Annotated in this window: 12 protein-coding genes and 1 pseudogene; 3 read left to right on the forward strand and 10 right to left on the reverse strand. The window is 70.2% G+C overall.

The window, feature by feature from the left end; translation table 11 throughout:
• The first annotated feature begins 376 nt into the window (after nucleotides 1–376).
• Together ACFF45_RS21730 and ACFF45_RS21735 are read left to right on the forward strand one after the other, a co-directional pair.
• Entirely contained in the window at nucleotides 377–649 is a 273-nt protein-coding gene (locus ACFF45_RS21730; protein ID WP_381348097.1) for a CU044_2847 family protein, read from the forward strand.
• 87 nt (nucleotides 650–736) lie between these two features.
• Entirely contained in the window at nucleotides 737–4993 is a 4257-nt protein-coding gene (locus ACFF45_RS21735; RefSeq protein WP_381348098.1) for an nSTAND1 domain-containing NTPase, read from the forward strand.
• A gap of 75 nt (nucleotides 4994–5068) precedes the next feature.
• Here ACFF45_RS21735 and ACFF45_RS21740 read toward each other — a convergent pair.
• The 8 genes and pseudogenes from ACFF45_RS21740 to ACFF45_RS21775 form a co-directional block, all read right to left on the reverse strand.
• Nucleotides 5069–6675 (reverse strand): annotated as a pseudogene (locus ACFF45_RS21740) (Tn3 family transposase).
• Between the two features lie 107 nt (nucleotides 6676–6782).
• The gene (locus ACFF45_RS21745) at nucleotides 6783–7094 is read right to left on the reverse strand and encodes a DUF4158 domain-containing protein (protein WP_465269417.1); all 312 of its coding nucleotides are present in this window, start codon (nucleotides 7092–7094) and stop codon (nucleotides 6783–6785) included.
• Between the two features lie 308 nt (nucleotides 7095–7402).
• Complete coding sequence (locus ACFF45_RS21750; RefSeq protein ID WP_381348099.1) at nucleotides 7403–7588, reverse strand: hypothetical protein; 186 nt, start codon at nucleotides 7586–7588, stop codon at nucleotides 7403–7405.
• A 173-nt stretch (nucleotides 7589–7761) separates the two neighbouring features.
• Complete coding sequence (locus tag ACFF45_RS21755; RefSeq protein WP_381348100.1) at nucleotides 7762–10788, reverse strand: TIM-barrel domain-containing protein; 3027 nt, start codon at nucleotides 10786–10788, stop codon at nucleotides 7762–7764.
• Nucleotides 10789–11312: 524 nt separating this feature from the next.
• Nucleotides 11313–13076, reverse strand: a complete 1764-nt coding sequence (locus tag ACFF45_RS21760) for a glycoside hydrolase family 27 protein (RefSeq protein ID WP_381348101.1) — start codon at nucleotides 13074–13076, stop codon at nucleotides 11313–11315.
• 200 nt (nucleotides 13077–13276) lie between these two features.
• On the reverse strand, nucleotides 13277–13570 hold the full coding sequence (locus ACFF45_RS21765; protein ID WP_381348102.1) for a hypothetical protein: 294 nt from the start codon (nucleotides 13568–13570) through the stop codon (nucleotides 13277–13279).
• Nucleotides 13571–14151: 581 nt separating this feature from the next.
• Nucleotides 14152–14916: a hypothetical protein gene (locus ACFF45_RS21770; protein ID WP_381348103.1), complete on the reverse strand. Its 765-nt coding sequence runs from the start codon at nucleotides 14914–14916 to the stop codon at nucleotides 14152–14154.
• Between the two features lie 159 nt (nucleotides 14917–15075).
• Complete coding sequence (locus ACFF45_RS21775) at nucleotides 15076–15669, reverse strand: nuclear transport factor 2 family protein (RefSeq protein WP_381348104.1); 594 nt, start codon at nucleotides 15667–15669, stop codon at nucleotides 15076–15078.
• A gap of 86 nt (nucleotides 15670–15755) precedes the next feature.
• Between ACFF45_RS21775 and ACFF45_RS21780 the strand changes: the two genes are divergently transcribed.
• Nucleotides 15756–16634, forward strand: a complete 879-nt coding sequence (locus ACFF45_RS21780; protein ID WP_381348105.1) for a LysR family transcriptional regulator — start codon at nucleotides 15756–15758, stop codon at nucleotides 16632–16634.
• On the opposite strand, the gene hisC is transcribed toward ACFF45_RS21780, so the two are convergent.
• Nucleotides 16590–17702: a histidinol-phosphate transaminase gene (gene hisC, locus ACFF45_RS21785; RefSeq protein ID WP_381348106.1), complete on the reverse strand. Its 1113-nt coding sequence runs from the start codon at nucleotides 17700–17702 to the stop codon at nucleotides 16590–16592. The genes ACFF45_RS21780 and hisC overlap by 45 nt on opposite strands.
• Complete coding sequence (locus tag ACFF45_RS21790) at nucleotides 17699–18766, reverse strand: amidohydrolase family protein (protein ID WP_381348107.1); 1068 nt, start codon at nucleotides 18764–18766, stop codon at nucleotides 17699–17701. The genes hisC and ACFF45_RS21790 overlap by 4 nt, the downstream gene beginning before the upstream one ends.
• Nucleotides 18767–18809: the final 43 nt, after the last annotated feature.

Consider the following 18809-nt stretch of genomic DNA (forward strand, 5'->3'; position numbering starts at 1 on the left):
CGCATCCTCCTGGGCTGACCACACCCTCCGTCACCACCGACTACGGAACAGACCCGCTCACCGTACAGACCCGCACTAGATCGGCGAGGCAACGGCCGCCAGAGTGCCGGCTGCGGTGGTGCTGTGGCGACGTGAAGCTCGGGGCTGGATGGTCCCGACGGGATGCTCGGCTCCTCCCCAACTCGGTGCCGCGGGCCGGGCCACGACGGGAGCACCGCTCCCGCGCTGACCGCCGCAGGTCAGCCACCCCGGGGACCGGGGCGAGGCGTACCGGAATATCTGAAACGGGCGGTGTGCAATCGATGTTGGATGTTTACTGGGTCGGATGAGGGCAGGCTGTCGCACCGCTGCCGACGTGTGGGGAACGGAGCCGAGGGTGGGCGTGGAGCGTATGCCATTGGCGGGTGGCGGGGAGATCCTGTTCGAGGCTGCGCCGGAGTTGCGGTCGCCGGTGGGCGGGGGACCGGTGAAGGCCGGTCGGGTGGCGGACGCGGTGAGGGACCTGCCGCGGACGGTGCAGGATGCCCTGGTGCCGGTTCGGGAGATGGCTCAGGCGGCAGTGGCCCGGTTGCGGGAGGCCGGTCCGGCGGAGGTCGAGGTGGAGTTCGGGGTGACCCTGTCGGCGCAGGCGGGTGCGGTCATCAGCTAGGGCGAGGCGATGGCGCATCTGAAGGTACGGGTGCTGTGGCGGGACGGGGCGGGCGCGGGCGACGCGTCGTGACCGAGGGGCTTGGCGATGGGGGACGAACTTCGTTCGGCGGCCGATGAGGTGGGTTCCGGCGGGGGCGGCGTTCGGGGCTTCGGCGACAGGCAACGCTCATGGGCTTCCGCGGTCGTCCAGGTCCTTGCCGGTACCGGCGACGTGGCCGGGGCGGGATTCCTGGCAGATGAGGGCGTCGTCGTCACCTGTGCGCACGTGGTGCGGGCCGCCGGGTACGACCCGGGCGACGAGGTGGGAGTGCGTTTCCCGCATCTGCCGTCGGCCCCTGTGGTGACGGGTGTGGTCCTCGCGGAGGCGTGGCGGGCACCGGAGGCGGAGGACGTCGCGGCTGTCCGGATGGCGAACGTGCCGGTGTCGGCCCGCCCTCTGGCGCTGGGGTCGGCGACGGGAAGCAAGGGACACCCGGTCAGCTCGTTCGGATTTCCCACCCAGGCACCGGAGTTCGGGCACTTCGGGCACGGAACTGCCGGTGGCACGCTGCCCACCGCACGCATGGGCACTCAGCTGCAGTTGACCCATGCCAATGATCTGACGACCGGTTTCAGCGGCGGCCCGGTGGTCGATGACATGACCGGCCTTGTGATCGGGATGGTGACGGCGATCACCGCTCCGGATCCGTACGGCAGGGGGCAGGGCATCGCTTACGCCACTCCCGCGGAGGTGCTGCGCGAGGTGGTGCCCGGGCTGGCGGAACAGCGGATCTGTCCCTACCCGGGGCTGGAGCCGTTCACCGCACAGGACGCTGGGTGGTTCCACGGCAGGGACGCGGCGGTGGACAGTGTCCTGGAGGCGCTGCGTCGGCAGCGCTTGGTACTGCTCCTGGGCCCGTCCGGCGCGGGCAAGTCGTCCCTGGTCCAAGCGGGCGTTCTGCACGCGTTGTCCGAGGGGCGGCTGCCCGGGAGCGACCGGTGGGATCGTGTGGTGGCCCGGCCGGGCCAGAACCTGGCGGCGGAGTTGGAGCGGGCCGGCCTGCCCGGAGCCGGGGCCGTGGGGATCAGGAGCGCGGTCGAGGGCCGACTCGCGGCGGGACCGGACGGGGAGCACTTGCTGCTGGTCATCGACCAGTTTGAGGAACTCCTCGCGCGGCCGCGCGCCGACGTCCGTCGGGCCGTCGACGACCTGCTCGCCGTGGTGGACGGGTGCCCCACCACCAGCGTGGTCCTGGTCATGCGCAACGACTTCTTTCCCCGCTTGGCCGAGGTGTGCCCCCTGTTGCTGGCGGCGGCGACGCCCGGTTCGGTGAATGTCCCCGCCCAGCTCACGGCCTCCGAGCTGCACGCCATCATTACCCGCCCCGCGCTGGACGCCGGTGCCCGTTTCGAGGACGGGCTGGCGGAGGGCATCGTCGACGACCTCCGCGCGGCCGACCCGGACGGGGGAACTCCGGCCACCCTTCTGCCCCCTCTCCAGTTGGCACTGGCCCAGCTGTGGGAACGCCGCACCGACGGGCGTCTGACGCATCGGGCGTACCGGCGCATCGGCAAGGTTTCCGGGAGCCTGACCGATTGGTGCAACAACACGGTGGGCCGGCTGCCTGCCGGGCACCGGCCCACCGCGCGCCGGCTCCTGACTGCCTTGGTCCGCCCCGCCGACGACGTCCGGGGCATCCCGGCCGCCCGTCAGCAGGTTCCGCTCGCGCGGCTTCGGGCCCTGGCTACCGACGCGACGAGCGCCGGCCCCGTCCCGGGCGAGATCTTCGACGAGGTCGTGGCCGCGTTGAGCCGGGATCGGATCATCATCACCGGCACGGTTCCGCGGCCTGATGGTGAGCCAGGTGAGCCGATCGCGGAACTCATTCATGACGCGCTGATCCGAGACTGGGGCGACCTGCGCGAATGGGTCACTCGTGACCGCCGGTTCCAGGTTTGGCTGCACCGCGTCACCGAGCAGCATGACCGCCACACCCGGACGGGCCTCTCCGCGGACCTGCTCGACGGCACCGACCTCGCCGAAGGCATGGACTGGTCCGGGCAACGCTCGCTGCCCACGGAGATCACCGACTTCCTGACCGCCAGCGAGCGCCACCAGCAAGCCGCTGTCCGCCGCACCCGCCGCCTCAACAGCATCCTCGCCGGTCTGCTCGCCCTCGCCCTGATCGCCGTCGGCCTGGCGGCGTGGCAACGCCAGGAAGCCGTCGCTGCAGAGCGTGAGGCCCAGTCCCGGCAGCTTGCCGCCCAGTCCGAGGCACTGATCGACATCGAGCCGGAGCTGGCGTCGTTGCTGGCCGTGCATGCCTACCGCACCTCACTCACCGACGAGGCACGCGCGAGCCTCCTCCAAGCCGCCGACCTGGGACTCACCTCTCTCCTGACCGGCCACTTGGACGATGTGGAGGCGCTCGCGTTCGGTCCGGACGGCCGGACGCTGATCTCGGGCAGCGGCGACGGTGCGGCTCGGACGTGGGACATCGCTTCGGGTCGACAGCGGGGAAGGCCGTTCGTCGGCCACGGCGGACCGACGGTGGGCGGTTTGCCGTTGGCGTTGAGTCCGGACGGCCGGACGCTTGCCTTGGACGCTTCGGACCCGGGCGGCGACGACTTCGCGGTGCGGTTGTGGGACGTGGCATCCGGAGAGCAGCGCGGGGAGCTGCTGACCGGCGAGGACGGTGCAGTGATGTCGATGGCGTTCAGTCCGGACGGCAAGACACTGGCCTCGGGTGATTTCAACGACACCGTTCGCTTGTGGGACGTGGCTTCGGGAAAGCCCCTCCGGGGACCGCTGGGCGGGCACGGCGCATGGGTGACGTCGCTGGCGTTCAGCCCGGACGGCCGGACGCTTGCCTCGTACGGCACCGACTTCGTGGTGCGGCTGTGGGACGTGGCGTCCGGAGAACAGCGGGCGGAACTACGCGCCGGCGAGGCCGACTCGCTGATGTCGCTGGCGTTCAGCCCGGATGGCCGGACCCTGGCAGGGTGCGGCGGCAATGGCAAGGTGCGGCTGTGGGACGTGGCTTCGGGAGAACGGCGGTCGGAACTGCTGACCGGCGAGGACGACTTGCTGGTGTCGGTCGCGTTCGGCCCGGATGGCCGGACGCTGGCCGCGGGTGACAGCGAGGGTGTGGTTCGGTTGTGGGATGTCGATGCAGCTGAGCGGCGGCGTGAGCTGTTGACCGGCCAGGCGGGCGCGGTGGCGTCGCTGAGGTTCAGCCCGGACGGCCGGACGCTGGCCGCAGGCAGCGAGGACGGCACGGTACGGCTGTGGAATCTGGCTTCCGGGAGACAGCGGGAGGAGCTGCGGGCCGGCGAAAGCGGCTGGGTGGTGGCGTCGGTGTTCAGCCCGGACGGCCGGACGCTGGCCGTAGGCAGCCAGGACGGCACGGTACGGCTGTGGAACCCGGCTTCGGGCAAACAGCCTGAGACGCTGCGGACCGGCGAGGACGACTCGGTGGTGTCGATGGCGTTCCGCCCGGATGGCCGGTCGTTGGCCGTGGCCTGGGCGGACGGCACGGTGCGGCTGCAGGATCGGGTCACGGGCCGGCTGCGGCCGGTGCCACTGACCGGCCTGAAGGGAGAGGTCGTGTCGATGGTCTTCAGCCCGGATGGCCGGACACTGGCCGTGGGTGGCGACAACGGCACGGTGCGGCTGTGGGACGCGGCGTCGGGAGAACTGCTCGAAAGGCTATCGATGGGCAATCATGACCTGGTGCTGTCGCTGGCGTTCAGCCCGGACGGCCGGACACTGGCCGCAGGCAGGGGCGAACGCACGGATTTCCGGTCCTCGGCCGCGCGGAGCGGTGACGGTGTGGTCCGATTGTGGGATGTGGCGTCGGGTCGGCAGCGCGGGGAGCTGCTGATGGGCGACGACGACCTGGTGGGATCGCTGGCGTTCAGTCCGGACGGCCGGACACTGGCCGCGGGCAGCGAGGACGGCACGGTGCGACTGTGGGAGACGGCGTCGGGGGATCAACGGAACGAACTCCCCACGGGCACGGACGAACTGGTGGCTTCGCTGGCGTTCAGTCCGGATGGCCGGTCGTTGGCCGCGCGGAGCGACGACAGCGCGGCGACGTTGTGGGATCTGGCTTCCGGCCAGCAGCGGAGGGTGCCACTGACCAGCCGGACGAACGAGGTGGTGTCACTGGCATTCAGCCCGGACGGGCGGACCGTGGCCTCCGGAGACAAGAACGGCGCGGTACGGCTGTGGGACATGGCACTCCCCGACACGGCAGCAGCGATCGAACAGATCTGCCATGCCCTCCACCGGGATTTCACCCAGGAGGAACGCTCCCAGTACCTTCAGGGAACGCGAACCGACCCGGTCTGCCCCCGATGACAACGAACGGGGTGAGGTTCCCCGGGTCAGGGAGCCGCCGAGCGCTGGCCAGCCGGGCGGGTCGTCGTCGGGCCGTTACAGGCGGTTGCTGCCGATGTTCTTCAGCCGGGGCAGCAGCCGGAAGTTGAGCAGGTCAGTGAAGGCGAACCCAACGACGCTCGCGCCGTGGGTGTCGACTAGTTGGACTCGATCTCTGCGTCCGTGCAGTGCCGCAGCAGGCCCTCGATCATCGCCGCGACCTCGGACGACGAACAGCTCTTGAGCTGGGAGTAGATGCAGACGTTCTTCCGCTTCACGTGCCAGTAGATCATCACGCCGTTGCCGCCGTAGCGGGCGTGGTACTCGGTCATGAAGTTCGAGGACCAGGACCCGAACTTCTTCGAGTCCGACGCGCACGCCGTACCCTGTCCCCACCATGCAGTGTCGCGGGCCGCGAAGGTGGCGTTCACCAGCTTCGTCACCGCGGCCCGCAGGTTGTCGACAGTGATGAAGTGCCGGCGCACGTGCCGCAGCGCGGCTTCGGTCTCGCCGTGCTCGCCGGTCGCCACGATGGCGCGGATGCCCATGTTGGTGCCCAGCGCGAACAGGGCGTGCAGCAGGCGCCGCTGGAGGACGGACCGGTCGATGCGCTCATACGCGGCGACGGAGGCGAACTCGTCGGTGAAGCCGGTGTCAAAGTCGGCGTTCTTCAGCACGTCCAGGAGGTCGAGGACGCCCCACCGTCGTACGACCTCGTCCTTGAGCGCCTGGAGGCTGGTGGGCTCGTCCAGCTTCTCCAGCTTCGGCACGCTGATCCACGGCTCACCGTGCCGGGTGGTCACCTTCACCCCGCCCGAGGAGCCGTCCGCCAGCGCGGCCGTGAGCCGGTCCAGGCCATTCGTCATCCGCTGCTTGAGATCCACGATGAACTCCGCCGCGTCCAGCGGCTGACGGATCGCCGCATAGTGCACCGTGCGGGTGGCCTCGAAGTCGCCGGGCAGGTCGTCCTCCGGGTCGCCCCACCGCCTCCCGCCCCCGACGTAGATCTCCCGGCGCCGGATCGCATCGCGCAGCGCGACCAGGACACACAGCTCGTACGGGATGCGCTCGATGCGGCCCTTGTCGTCCACGACGGCCTCGCGCCAGTCCTTGCGCACGACGCCGTCCATCGGCACCGCGTTGCTGGCGTCGTAGAAACGGGTCTTGCCGTCGACCCCGGCGTACTTCTCCAGCAGCGCGAGCGCGTCCATCACCGGCCGGTAAGCGGTGTTGTTGCACCTGGAGCCCAGCGTGCGCAGCAGCGGCGGCAACATCTGCCGGTAGTACGAGCTGTATGACGAGCGCAGCGTGGTGCGGACCTTGGCCTTGAAGACCTTTTCGTACGTCTTCGCCTCGGCGACCAGGTCGCGCAGCGTCTTCTCCCCGACCACCGGATAGAGGGCTGTGCGTACGGTCTTGTCGGGCTGGCCGATTGCCGCGTCGGCAAGCCGGAAGAGGATGCCCTCCTTGCCACGGACCTTCTTCAACTCCGCGGTGAGCTGCCTCTCCACCCGCCGCTCGGCGCGAGCGTTGATCTTCTGCACCAGGGCGATCAGCAGGTCCCCCAAGGCGTCCGTGATCTCCGCCTGCCGGGAGGAGCACAGCGCCGCGAGCAGCGTGATCCGTGCGTCCTCAGCGGTGTCGCGGAAGTCCGAGGGGTACATCTTGATCGCCCGCGCCCGCCACGCGGCCACCAGCTTCTCCGAGCAGTCCGCGAACAGCCCCTCGGGCAGCCCGAGTCTGCGCACGTCGTTCAGCTTGTTGACCTCGGTCAGCAGGGAGTCCAGGCCGACCGCGCCCGGGTCACGCTTGAGCAGCGCCAGCAGCGCGGCGCCGTCCTCGTTTGCTCGATACTGCGCGCCCGGCACTCAACCAGCAGGGCCTCCCGCTGCCGGTCCTCCACCAGCTCGACCGGGCACACCTCCGTGGCCAGCCACGCGGTGAGCTGCTCCTCGTCCTCCAGCGTCGCTGGCCGGAACCTCAGGGCCTCGCGGATCTGCTTCCGGTGACGCTTCGCGCCCGCCAGGTCGTACTTCGCGAGCTCCGCAGCCGGCACCTTCACCAGCCCGGCGACATACGCCACAGCGGGCTGCGGGAACTCCTCGACGAACTCCGGGAACCGGGCCTCGATCTCGAAGAACTTCAGCCATCAGGCAGAAGCCGAACCTCGTCACCCCGGTCTTGTTGGCCACAAGCATCCAGTCGCCTTCCACCAGCGTCCAGTTCGCCAACAGCTCTTCCGGCGACCACTCCTGTCGCACACCCGCCCCTTGTAGTCGGTCGTCCGGGCATTCAGCCGGACAGCCCAACGAGGCGCCCTGTCACCGGGAAACGGCAGAGAGACGAACCCCAGGAACCTACTGATGGGTTACTTGTTCCCTGGTGTCCGGGCTAGGACTCCGGGGCCATCTGCAGGGCGCGGCCCGAGGTGTCGGTCCAGGGCCTTCCTGGGGTGAACGTGCTGGTCGGGGCGGCGTGCGCGGGTGGTGTCGCCGCCAGCCCGGCGGTGGCCGCGAGCAGCAGCGTCAGGGCGCCCGACGCCAGGCGCCGGACGTAGGTGGCTATGCGTGTGAGCATGCGTGACCTCATGAGGGGGTGTGTCCGCACACCGGAGGTGGGCGTGCGGGGATGGATGCGGCCCGTCGTCCTCGTCACGGCGACGGGCACGACGGGCCGCGTGCGCACCGTGGCCGTCTCGGCGTGACAGCCGCGGTGCGCACGTCTCGGGGAGCCGGCGGTGCGGCTCGGTCCTACTGGACGGAGAGGCTGTCGATGTTCGCGCTCTGCGTCTGCTTGAGGACCGCTCGGACGCTGACGCCGTCCCCGCGCGGGAGGTCGGTGGTGAAGGAGGCCGTCGCCCAGTCGTCCCAGCCGCCGGTGGGCGGCAGGGCGAGGGTGGCGCGACGGGTGCCGTTGACGTCGATGTCCATCGGGCGGTCCGACGTGCCCCCGTTGGCGTAGCGGACGCCCAGCTGCTTCTGTCCGGCCGTGCCCACCGTGACCGTCCACGTGACAGTGGACCCCGTCGCGGACGTCCCGGTGCAGTCGGCGTAACCGGTGCCGGTGTAGCCGGGGTGGCGGGTGTCGATGACGAAGGCGCTGTCGAGCCGCGCGTTCTCGGCCTGGTAGACGGTGGCGCCGCCGACGGAGGGGAACGCCGCGCCGCTGGGTTCGACGGTGGCGGCGACGCCGCTCCCGGCCACCGGTATCTCCCCCGTGATGACGCTCAGGACTCTCTTCTCGGCGTCCCAGACACAGCCGGTGCCCCTGTCGCTGAGGAGGACCGCGGCCTCGCTGGTGAAGGCGGGCAGGGTGGAGCCGCCGTTGACCCGCATCCCCACCGGTGCGTCCAGACCGTGGAAGCGGACGAGGTAGCGGCGCTCGCCGGGCGCGCCGTCGTACGTCCCGCGCGGATGCGCGATGACGACGCGGGTGGAGGAGTCCGTGAAGGTGAGACGGGTGACGCTCTTCTTCCCGCTGGTGCGGTACGCCTCGCTCACCCCGTCGTCCTCGACGAGCTCGAAGGCGCCGTCGGCTCCGGCGTAGACGTCCATCTCGAGCCGGTACTTGCTGAGGTAGGCGGTGCTCTGCGCGTAGGGGTACTTGGGCAGGATCGCCCCGGCCTTGACGAAGAGCGGTGTCTCGCCGGTACGGGTGGTGCAGGCGAGGTCTCTGCTGTCGGATCCGGTGTGCTCGGCGTCCGTCCAGTAGTCGTACCAGCGCGCTCCGGCCGGCAGCCAGACGTTCTGGGTGCCTCCGCCGTCCGAGGTGAGGGGGGCGACGAGGAGTGAGGGTCCCCACAGGTACTGGAGGTCGTGGGAGTAGGCCTGGGTGCGGTCCTGGTAGTGGAGCACCATGGCCCGCGCCATGGGCATGCCGGTGGCGGCCGCCTCGTGGGCGAGCGTGTAGATGTAGGGCATCAGGCTGTACCGCAGCTGACCGTACCTGCGGAAGTCCGCCTGTGCCTGCGCGCTCTGGTCGAGCGGCCAGCGGGAGGCCGCCTTGCCGTGGGAGGCGGTGGAGGCGGAGCTGTGGGGGCGCCAGATCGGGGAGAGGCTGGACCAGGCGACGGGCCAGTTGCGGTAGAAGGCGTCGGAGACCGTGCCGCCGTGGCCGAAGCCTCCGCCGTCGATGTTGGCGAAGGGGAAGCCGCCGAGGCCGGCCGTCTGCATGCCTCTGATCTGGGCCCGCATCTCCTCGTAGGTCTGCTCGATGTCACCCGTCCAGTAGTGCCCGTAGCGCTGCTGGCCGGCGGTGGCACCTCGGCTCCAGGTCCACGGACGCTTGCCGGATCCGATGTGGCCGGGCCCGTCGGGGTCCCAGCCCTCCTCCCCGACCCCCTTGTGCAGGTTCAGGAAATAGGCGTTGCGTCCTTCGGCCCAGGTGCGGCCGTCGGCCGTCCGCGCCGTGTACGGGATCTCGTGGAGGTCGTCGGTCTCATCGATCCACAGTGCGTCGCCGGGGTAGTCGAGGGACGGGTTGAGGGCCTTGTCCCAGAACACCTGCCACACCCAGGCGCGGGCGTCGGGGTTGCTCCAGTCGGGTACGGCGTTGTTCTCCCTGACGTTCCTGAGGTCGGACTCCGCGAAGCTGTAGCCGGGCGGCGGGCCGCCGACCCATCCCGCCATCTCGTTGCTGTTGTTGCGGTTGTAGTCGAGGGTCACGGTGACGCCGTTGTCGACGGCCCACTTCCGGTAACCGGCGGGGTCGGGCCAGCGGCTGTCGCTGAAGTCGAACCACGATCCGGACCATGAGCCCGAGCCCTCGCGCCAGCGGTTGTCGTTGACCTGGTGGTCGAAGGGGAAGCCGGCGGCACGGTGGGTGGTGATCTTCTCGCGCCACCAGTTCTGGTCGCTCACGGTGGGGAAGTTCTTGTCGGACAGGTGAAGCCCGAAGACGGACATCTGCGGCAGCCGCGGGCGGCCGGTGAGCTGGGTGTAGCGGTCGAGGAGCTGCCCGAACCGGGGGCCGTTGATCAGGAAGTAGTCCATCTGGGGGCGGACGCCCCCGGCGTCGTGGCCGTCGGCGAGGAACTGGTACCCGTCGCCTCCTCCGAAGCTGAAGGTCGTGTCGAACGTGGTGTTGAAGAACACCCCGTAACCCCTGCTGGAGAGGTAGAGCGGGACGATGGCCGGGGCCTGGTTCTCGGGGTTCGGGAGGCCCGGTTGGGCGTAGTTGTGGGAGACGGTGTCGCCGGTACGGTCGATCCGTGGCGAGCGGCCCAGGGTGCCGTGCCCGCCCTTGAGGAAGCGCTCGTCGGCGGGCGGTGTCACGAACGCCTCGGTGACGACGGTCGGGTTCGTGCCGCTCCAGGTGATGGCGCGGGTGGCGTCCTCCTTCGCGAGCAGGGCGCCGTTGGACCGGGCGTAGAACTCCAGCCGCAGCGGCTTCTTGCGCAGGACGACGCGCAGACCGTCCGACGCCCCGGTGCGGAGTTCGAGGGTGTCGGCGGTGTCGGCGAGGCTCAGACTGCCGCCCAGAGCGGTGTGGTTGCGGGGTTCCACCATCTCGTAGCGGGTGTCGGCGAAGAAGTTCTCTCCGGAGCGGACAGCGCGCACCCTGACCATCTGGTCGCCGTACGCGGTGATGCGCAGCCGCTGGCCGGTCACGGTGGTGACGGTGACGGTACGGCCCTCCGCGGTGTGGGAGGCGTAGTCGGTGAGTCGTTCGTCGGCCGCCGCGTGAGCGAACCCCGGCAAGGTGACGACGGCCCCTGCGGCCACCGCGCCGGCGGCCGTCGAGAGCAGGGTCCGGCGTGTGATCTGTTCGCGCTTCATCGTGTCTCCCGTATGTGCGGCGATCAGGAGCGGAGCGGCGTCCTGGCACCCGCGGTGCTCCGCGAGCGGGGTCGTGGACCTGCCGAGGGGGAGCCGCCGGCGACGGAGTCGCGCCGCCGAGACGGCTTCTTGTACGGCTTCGGAGGGGGGGCCCTCCCGGGCAGCGCGTCTTGCTCGGCTCAGAAACATCCGGCCACTGCCGGAGATTCACACTTATGAACAAAAGTCCTGCACATGAACATCGGAAATACTGACGCTAGAACCGGAGACACCCAGGGTCAACCCTGTTGCACAGAGAACAACTCCCGTCTGCCGAACTGGGCACCCGCCGGGCCCGACAGGGAGGTGTCGCTGTTCACGTACGCGACCAGGGCCTGACGTTCGGATCCGGACGGACTGATCCGGACGACAGGCTCTGGCCCTCCTGACGGCCCGCTGCCGCGCACGCTCATGCCACCGGTGCCCCGGCCGCTGGAGAGCGGCCGGGGCACCGGTGGCATCCCGTCAGCCGGTACGTACCGGCGTCAGCGGCCGGCCCAGGTGAACTTCTGGGCCGTGGAGCCGTTGCAGGTCCAGAGCTGCAACTCGGTGCCGTTCGCGGTCCTCCCGCCCGTCACGTCCAGGCACAGGCCGGAGTTCTGGCCGACGATGGTGCCGTCGCTCCTGACGGTCCACTTCTGCGACGAGCCGCCGTGGCAGTTCCACTGCGAGACCCTGGTGCCGGGGGTGGTCCCGTTCTCGAAGACGTCGAGGCACTCCGTGGCGGCCATGGTGCGCAGCTCGCCGGTGGAGGTCGGCGTGATCAGCTGGTTGAGGCCGCCGTTGCACTCCCAGATCTGCGTCTTGGTACCGGGGAGGTAGACCGCACCGTTGACGTCGAGGCACTTGCCGGACCCGGCGTTGACCAGGGAGCCGGTGCCGCCCGTCCCGGAGGTGGCGACCGCCGAGATCAGGGCGACCCCGCCGGGGGCCACGCTCGTGGTGTAGGTGCTGACGGTACCGAGCGGCTTGTCGTTGTTGATCATGTCGGTGATCCTCGCCGTGCCGCTGAGCCCGAGCCTGGCCAGCGGGAGGCTGAAGGTGTGGCTGGAGGTGGTGTCGGTGTTGAACATACCGATGTACCAGGTGCCGTTGGCCTCACGCTTGGCGAAGACCTGCTGGTGACCGTCCTTGATCACCCGGGCGGCGGGAATGCCGTCCTGGTCGATCTGGATGAGCCTCCTGTTGGTCAGCAGTGCCATGTCGCCCGGGTCGAGGTTCGTCAGGTCGGCGCCCAGCATGTACTGGGAGCTGGCCAGCGCCCACAGCGCCATGTGCGACTGCCGCTGCGGCACGGTGATGCCGTTGTTCTCACCGTTGCCGACGCCGAAGGAGTCCAGGTCGTTCCATCCCCCCTTCCCGGCGTACGGCTGGTACCTGGCCGCGTCGTCGAACCGCCTGGAGACGTTCGTCCAGCTGGTGAGCGGGAAGCTGTAGCCCCTCGGGCTGGCGCCGATGTCTCCGTCGATACGCCAGGAGTTCGCCAGCTCCGACCAGGTGGGCGAGGCCGACAGGCTGGCGGACAGGTTCAGCGCGATCGGCCGGCCGGTCTTCTCCAGCGCCTGCGACCAGGCCCTGACGTCGGCCGTTTTCGACGGGCCGACCCCGTCCAGCTTCAGGTAGTCCACACCCCAGTCGGCGAACATCTGGGCCCAGGAGTCGATGAACTCCTGTGCGCCGGGCTTGCTGTAGTCGATGTTGAGCATGCCCTTGCAGTTGAAGTTCTGCGCACTGCTGGTCAACGCGATCTGGTCCGCCGTGTACGACGTGCCCATGATCCTCGTCTTCTTCGCCACCGCCTGGGCGGAGATGCCCGGCGTCACGTACAGGCCGTACTTCAGGCCCTTGCTGTGCACGTAGTCGCCGAGGACGTGCATGCCGTCCTTGCCACCGCTGCCCGGGAACAACGCCTCGTCGGTCACCCACCGGCCGTAGGAGTCGACGTCGGGGCCCTGGCTGCCCGGGCACTTGTAGTAGAAGTCGTCCATATTGGCGTAGTTGTAGCCTGCGTCCTTCAGGCCGGTCGACACGAGGGCGTCGACCTGTGCCCTGAACTTCGCGGCCGACGGGTCGCGCTGGAGGAAGCCCCAGCCGCTCCACCCCATCAGCGGCGCGTCGACGCCGATCCCGTTGTCGATCATCGGCACTGCGGCCGGAGCCGCCGCCTGCGGCGCTCCCATCGCCTGCGGCGTCAGCAATCCCACGCCGAGGGCGACGGCCAGCGCCGGCACCATCCATCGAGACTTCATCTGTCCTCGTCCTCTTTCGTCAAGGCACGCGGCCGGTGACGGGGCGCGGTGCCGCGCGATGAGCAGGCGCGCTGCCAGGCGCCCGGCACCGCGCCTCGTCCGTCCGGTGTCCGTGGCCGTGCGTTTCGGTGTGTTGTGGGGCGTGCCGAACGGGCTCAGACGACGCGTCGGTCCCGTTGCGGCGGGTGGAGCGGGACGGGTCAGGCCCGGCCCCACCCCTTCGTCAGGTCCGCCGCGGTGGTGTCGATGCCCAGAGGCGCGGGACTCAGCACCGCCGATCCCTGACGGGACACGGCGAAGCCCAGTTCCCCGCCGTCACCGTCGAGACTGACCTGTGCGGACACCGGCGCACCCGCGGTGGGGCCGGAAATCGTCCAGGTGGTGGCCGGTGCGGCGGCCGCGGGGGCGGGAGCGGCGGCAGGAACAGCCGCGGCCGAAGGGATCAGCGCCCCGTAGGTGACCGCCGGGGCGGTTCCGAACTTGTCTGCGAGCATGCGCCGCATTCCTTCGGTGAGGGGGGTTGTGCGGCACAGTGTGGAGTCTTGTTTGATTGACCGTCAACACTCCGCACAAAATTGAACAGATAGCCAAGCGGCGACCGGAGGGAATGCAGGGGTCACACCTCCCCGGGGGCCCTGCCGGACCGGTCGGGCACCACGCTCGGCCCACACTTCGCGACCTCTCGTCATCGGCAGGCAGTCGCGGCGGGCGCGTCCACGCCGAGGAGAAAGCTCCTTCCCCCAACGGCCTCGGCGCGCCGGACACAGAGCCGGGGAAGCGCCCGATGCACCCCGTCCCGGACTGACACGCCTCGCTGAACTGCGTGTTCATCCGGCCACCTCACACGAGGAAAGGACTTGGCAGCACAGGACGCCGCACAGGACGCCGCACGGGAAGCAGCACGGGGCGTCCGGGCGCAGAAGCTAACTGATGGTCACGCGCCACGAAGTTGTCTGTCGGTGAGCACCTTGTAGTCGTGAGGGGGCCGGCGCAGGACTACGCGTGTGATCGATCGCGTTGCAACTTGGTGATTTCCATGGGAAGTAGGCCGGCATGGCGCTGGCCCCCGATCCCCTCAGGCTGGTATCCCGGCCGCTGCCATCCCTCGCTTCGATCGTTCGGGCCCCAGGAGGGATCCTGTCGGTCGTCGGCCCCCGCAACCGCCGTTCCCCTTCCTCCCCGACGCGCAGGAAGCCTGTGAGGTGCCGGAGCGGCCGGCCTCACGGTGTCCGCCGGCGGGCTGTTGTCGGCGTGCGGCGACGACGCGGGGTCCGGTGGCTCGGGGAAGCCGTCCGGCCCGGTGACGGCAAGCACCGTCAGGTTCACGCTCTGCAGGGCAGTCCATGAGCAACCAGAACCTCACCGCCGTCTCCTCGATCTCGCCGCTCGAACGTCGCGCGTCGTCCAGCGGTGCCAGATGCCGTACGGAGAGGCCCTCCGCGGTGCGGGCGTCGGAGCGCACCAGGGACCGCGGCCCGAGGTCGGACAGTCGGACGACGCCCGGCATGGCGAACCGCGTCGCGGACTCCAGCACCAGCACCGCCTCGACGAAGCCGACGTGGAGCTGATCGAGAGGAAGGGGCGGACTGACCGCCACCAGTCGGTCGGCGACGGTCTTCGGCGTTCTCGGCGCGATGGAGCCGAGGGCCGTACCGACCTGGGCGAGCGGCAGCCGGTCCGCGGGGACGTGACCCGTGGCGGCGACGGCACGGCGGATCACGCCGGAGTCGTCGGTGGTCACGGCGCGGGCCGCGACCGCGACATGGCGGGCCGGGGAGACGAGCCCGAAGAGACGGGCGTCGCGGTTGACTCGCTCCGGCGGGAAGGTGCCGCTGAGCACGCCGGCCGCGAAGGCCGGGCGGCGTTCGGCGTCGAAGTGCGCGCCGGCCCCGCCGTCCGGGCGGCGGACGCCTTGACCACACCGGCGTGCAGCGTGCGCTCCCCGATCGGGACCGGTTTCATCGTGCTCCGCCGCACTTCTCGTTTGCCGCGGTGGCCGTCACTTGTCGGTCTGCTCGCCCAGCCAGGCGAAGGCGGACTCCTTGATGTCGCGCTCCAGGTCGCTGCCCCTGGTCGCGAAGACCCGGCTCACCGGAAATCCGCTGGCCTCCAGCAGGTAGGCGAGAGCGGCGTACTCCCGCGGATACCGGGCGACCGTCTTCGCGTCGATGTCGACGATCCCGGCGGGAAAGGTGAAGGTGCCGAAGTCGTAGACGCTCTTGCGGTCGTTGATGCGCCACACCCCGTCCCGCTTCGCCAGACGGTCGATGAACCGGTTGTGGCCGTCGCATCCGAGGCGCAGGTCGACGTTCTCGCCGATGATGACGGCGTTGGTCTCGCTGACAGCACGGGTACCGTCAGCGGAGAAGGTCACGACAGGCGCGGTGATCAGGTGCTTGGTCCGGAAGGCGGAGGCCCCCATCCGGGCGGAGGCGTCCACGAACTCGTACGCCGGCCCCTCGAACCAGGTGATCTCGATCCGGCCGTCGGGGTGGAAGAGGCCCTTCAGCCGGTCCCACTCACCAAGGTCCCGGTGGATCCACCCGGTCATGAGATCGGCAATGTCCTGTCGGTCCTGAGACGTCACGTTCATGCGACCAGCGTGCCCCCGGCTGAGCGATAGGTCCAACCGAAAGATACGATCGACCAATCGGCTGGAACGATGAACAGGAGTGAACGGTGGAGCTGCGGCACCTGCGCTATTTCGTCGCCGTCGCCGACGAACGGCACTTCGGCCGGGCCTCCGAGCTGCTGCACGTCACCCAGTCCACCCTCAGCGCCCAGGTCCAGGCTCTGGAGCGGGAGGTGGGCGGACGCCTGTTCTCCCGTACCAGCCGACGCGTCGAGCTGACCGAGGCCGGCGAACTGCTGCTGCCCGAGGCCCGCAGAGTGCTGGCACAGGCCGACCGTGCCCTGCAGGTGGCCCGGGAGTCGGTGCACGGCGAGACGGGAACGGTCCGGATCGGCTTCGCCGGCGTCGCCGTCCTCCAGGGCGTCCTCTCCGACGACCTGCGCGACTTCAGCCAGGCGCACCCACGGGTCGGCCTCGCCCTGACCGAGCTTCCGCCGGCCGCTCAGATCCAGGCGGTGCGCGACGGCGCGCTCGACCTCGGCTACTGCCCCGACCTGGGCCTCGGCGACACCGACGGCCTGCGGGTCACCCGCCGCGCGCCCACTCCGCTGTCCGTCGCCCTGCGCACCGACCACAAACTGGCGTCCGCGTCCGCGGTGACGACCTCCGCCCTGAGCGCCCACGAACTCATCGTCTTCGCGAGCAGCGAGGAGGACGAGACCGTCCTCTCCCGGCTCTGGCCCGCCGCCGAGGAGGACCGCTCCCGGGTCCGCCTGGTCGGCAGCACCCTGGGAGCCCTCGCCCTCGCCCTGGCCGGCACCGGCGTGGCCCTCGTCCCCACCGCCACGGAGCGCATCGCCCTGCCAGGCCTCACCTATCGGCCCCTGCGCGGCGCACCGCCGGGACCGGACCTGCTGGTCCTCGGCCGGCACGACGAGACGTCAGGAGCGGTCCGCGCCTACCTCGGCGGCGTCCGCGCGCCATGAGCCCGCCGCCGACAGGAACACGTCGTTCGCCTCTCGCTCCCCGATGGTGACCCTGACTCCGTCCTGGCCGTAGGGCCGCACGGTCACGCCGGAGTCCTGGCAGTGTTCGGCGAAGGAAGTGGTCTGCTCGCCCAGGCGGAGCCAGAGGAAGTTGGCCTGGCTGTCGGGCGGGGTCCAGCCCTGGCTCAGCAGCGCCCCGCGGACGCGTTCCCGTTCGGCGATCAGTTCGCCGACCCGTTCCATCAGCTCGGTCCGCCGGTCGAGGGAGGCGATCGCGGCGCTCTGCGCGACCGTGGAGACGCCGAAGGGGACAGCGGTTCTCCGCAGCGCCTCGGCGACCGGTTCATGGGCCACCGCATAGCCGATCCGCATCCCGGCCAGCCCGTAGGCCTTGGAGAAGGTCCGCACCGTCACGACGTTCGGCCGGTCGCGGCAGAGCTCCACACCGTCGGCGCAGTGGGGGTCGCTGACGAACTCCAGATATGCCTCGTCCAGGACGATCAGCACGTCGGCCGGCAGGCGGTCGAGGAACGGCTCCAGAACGTCTCGTCGCAGGGCGCGGCCGGTCGGGTTGTTGGGCGTGCACACGAACACCAGCCGGGTGCGGTCGGTGACCGCCCGCGCCATGGCGTCGAGGTCGTGCGCCTCGTCGCCGGTGAGCGGCACTTGCACCGGCCGCGCCCCGGACAGGCGGGCGACGAGGGGGTAGGACTCGAAGGACCGCCAGGCGTACACCACCTCGTCGCCGGGGTCGACGGCGATCCGGCAGAGCTGCTGCAGCAACGCGCTGGATCCGGTGTCCGCAGCGATGCGGGAGGCGGGCACCGCGAGGTGTTCCGCCAGCCGGTCGGTGAGTTCCGTCCCGTGCAGGTCCGGGTACCGGTTCATCCTCCCGGCCGCGGTGGTCACGGCCTCCAGTACGCCGGGCAGCGGGGGGTAGGGATTCTCGTTGGAGGACAGCTTCCAGCCCGCGCCTCCCGCGGACGCGGCCGGCTTTCCGGGCACGTACGCGGGGATCGAGCCGAGCAGGGCGCGCAGCCGAGGTGGGGTACGACCGCCGGTGCTCATCGCACGCGCTCCCCCGCGATCCAGACCCCGGCGATGTTGCGGGTCGCCGTGATGTCCTGCGTCGGATCGCCGTCGACCAGGAGCAGGTCGGCGCGCCTGCCCGGCTCGATGACACCACGGTCCCCGAGGCCGAACGTCTCCGCCGTGAGCCTGGTGGCCGCGCGGAGCACTTCGAGGGGCGTGAGGCCGGCCTCGACCATGAGCTCCAGCTCGTCGTGCAGGGACTCGCCGTGCTCGGGGGCGAACGGGACGCCGGGAGCGGAGTTCGCGTCGGTTCCGACCAGCAGCCGGACACCGGCCTGATGGAAACGGGTCACCGTGTCGCGGGCGTACTCGTAGCTGAGCCCCGCCCCGGCCCGCACCGCGGCGATGCCGCGCATCATCGTCAGAGTCGGCACGGATGTCATCCCGCCGCTGCTCATCCGCTGGACGGTCGCCTCGTCCAGGACGGCGTCCAGGGGAGCGTGCGTGCTGATGTCGACACCGGCCTCCACCGCCACACGGAAGGCGCCGGTGGTGATCGAATGCGCCACGACCAGCAGATCGTGTTCGTGTGCCGCGGCGACGACCGCGTTCACGCTCTCCTGGTCCATGCCCGCCGGCGGCGCGGCCTCGGTAACGATCTTGATGTAGTCCGCGCCGTCGGCGACACGGCGCTCCACGAACGCGCGCGCCTCCTGCGGGCTCGTGACGATGCCGTCGGCGGGGAACCCGGGCATCTTGGCGTGGTTGCCGCCGGGGCCCACCGCCGGGGTCGTCGCGCTGAACACCTGCGCCACGCCCTTCTGCGCGCGCATCTCGGCGACGAACGGCTGCGGCCAGGCCGCCATGTCCAGCCCGGTCGTCACGCCCCAACGCGCCAGGTTTTCCAGGTCAGGGCGGCCGAGCACGTGCATGTGCGCATCGATCAGCCCCGGCAGCAGCACCCGGCCCGCGCCATCGACCACCTCGTCCGGTGTGCCCTCACCGGCTATCTCCGCCCCCTGGACATATACACGCCGGGGTTCCGTCAGGCCCTCGCCCGTGAACACACGGACACCGTCGAACGCGATGACAGTCGCCATGATGAAGTCTCCTCCTAATTACCTTTCTCGAAAGATATCAGAA

Origin of the sequence: Streptomyces cinereospinus (assembly GCF_042430725.1) — a bacterium.
GTDB classification, from domain to species: Bacteria; Actinomycetota; Actinomycetes; order Streptomycetales; family Streptomycetaceae; genus Streptomyces; species Streptomyces cinereospinus.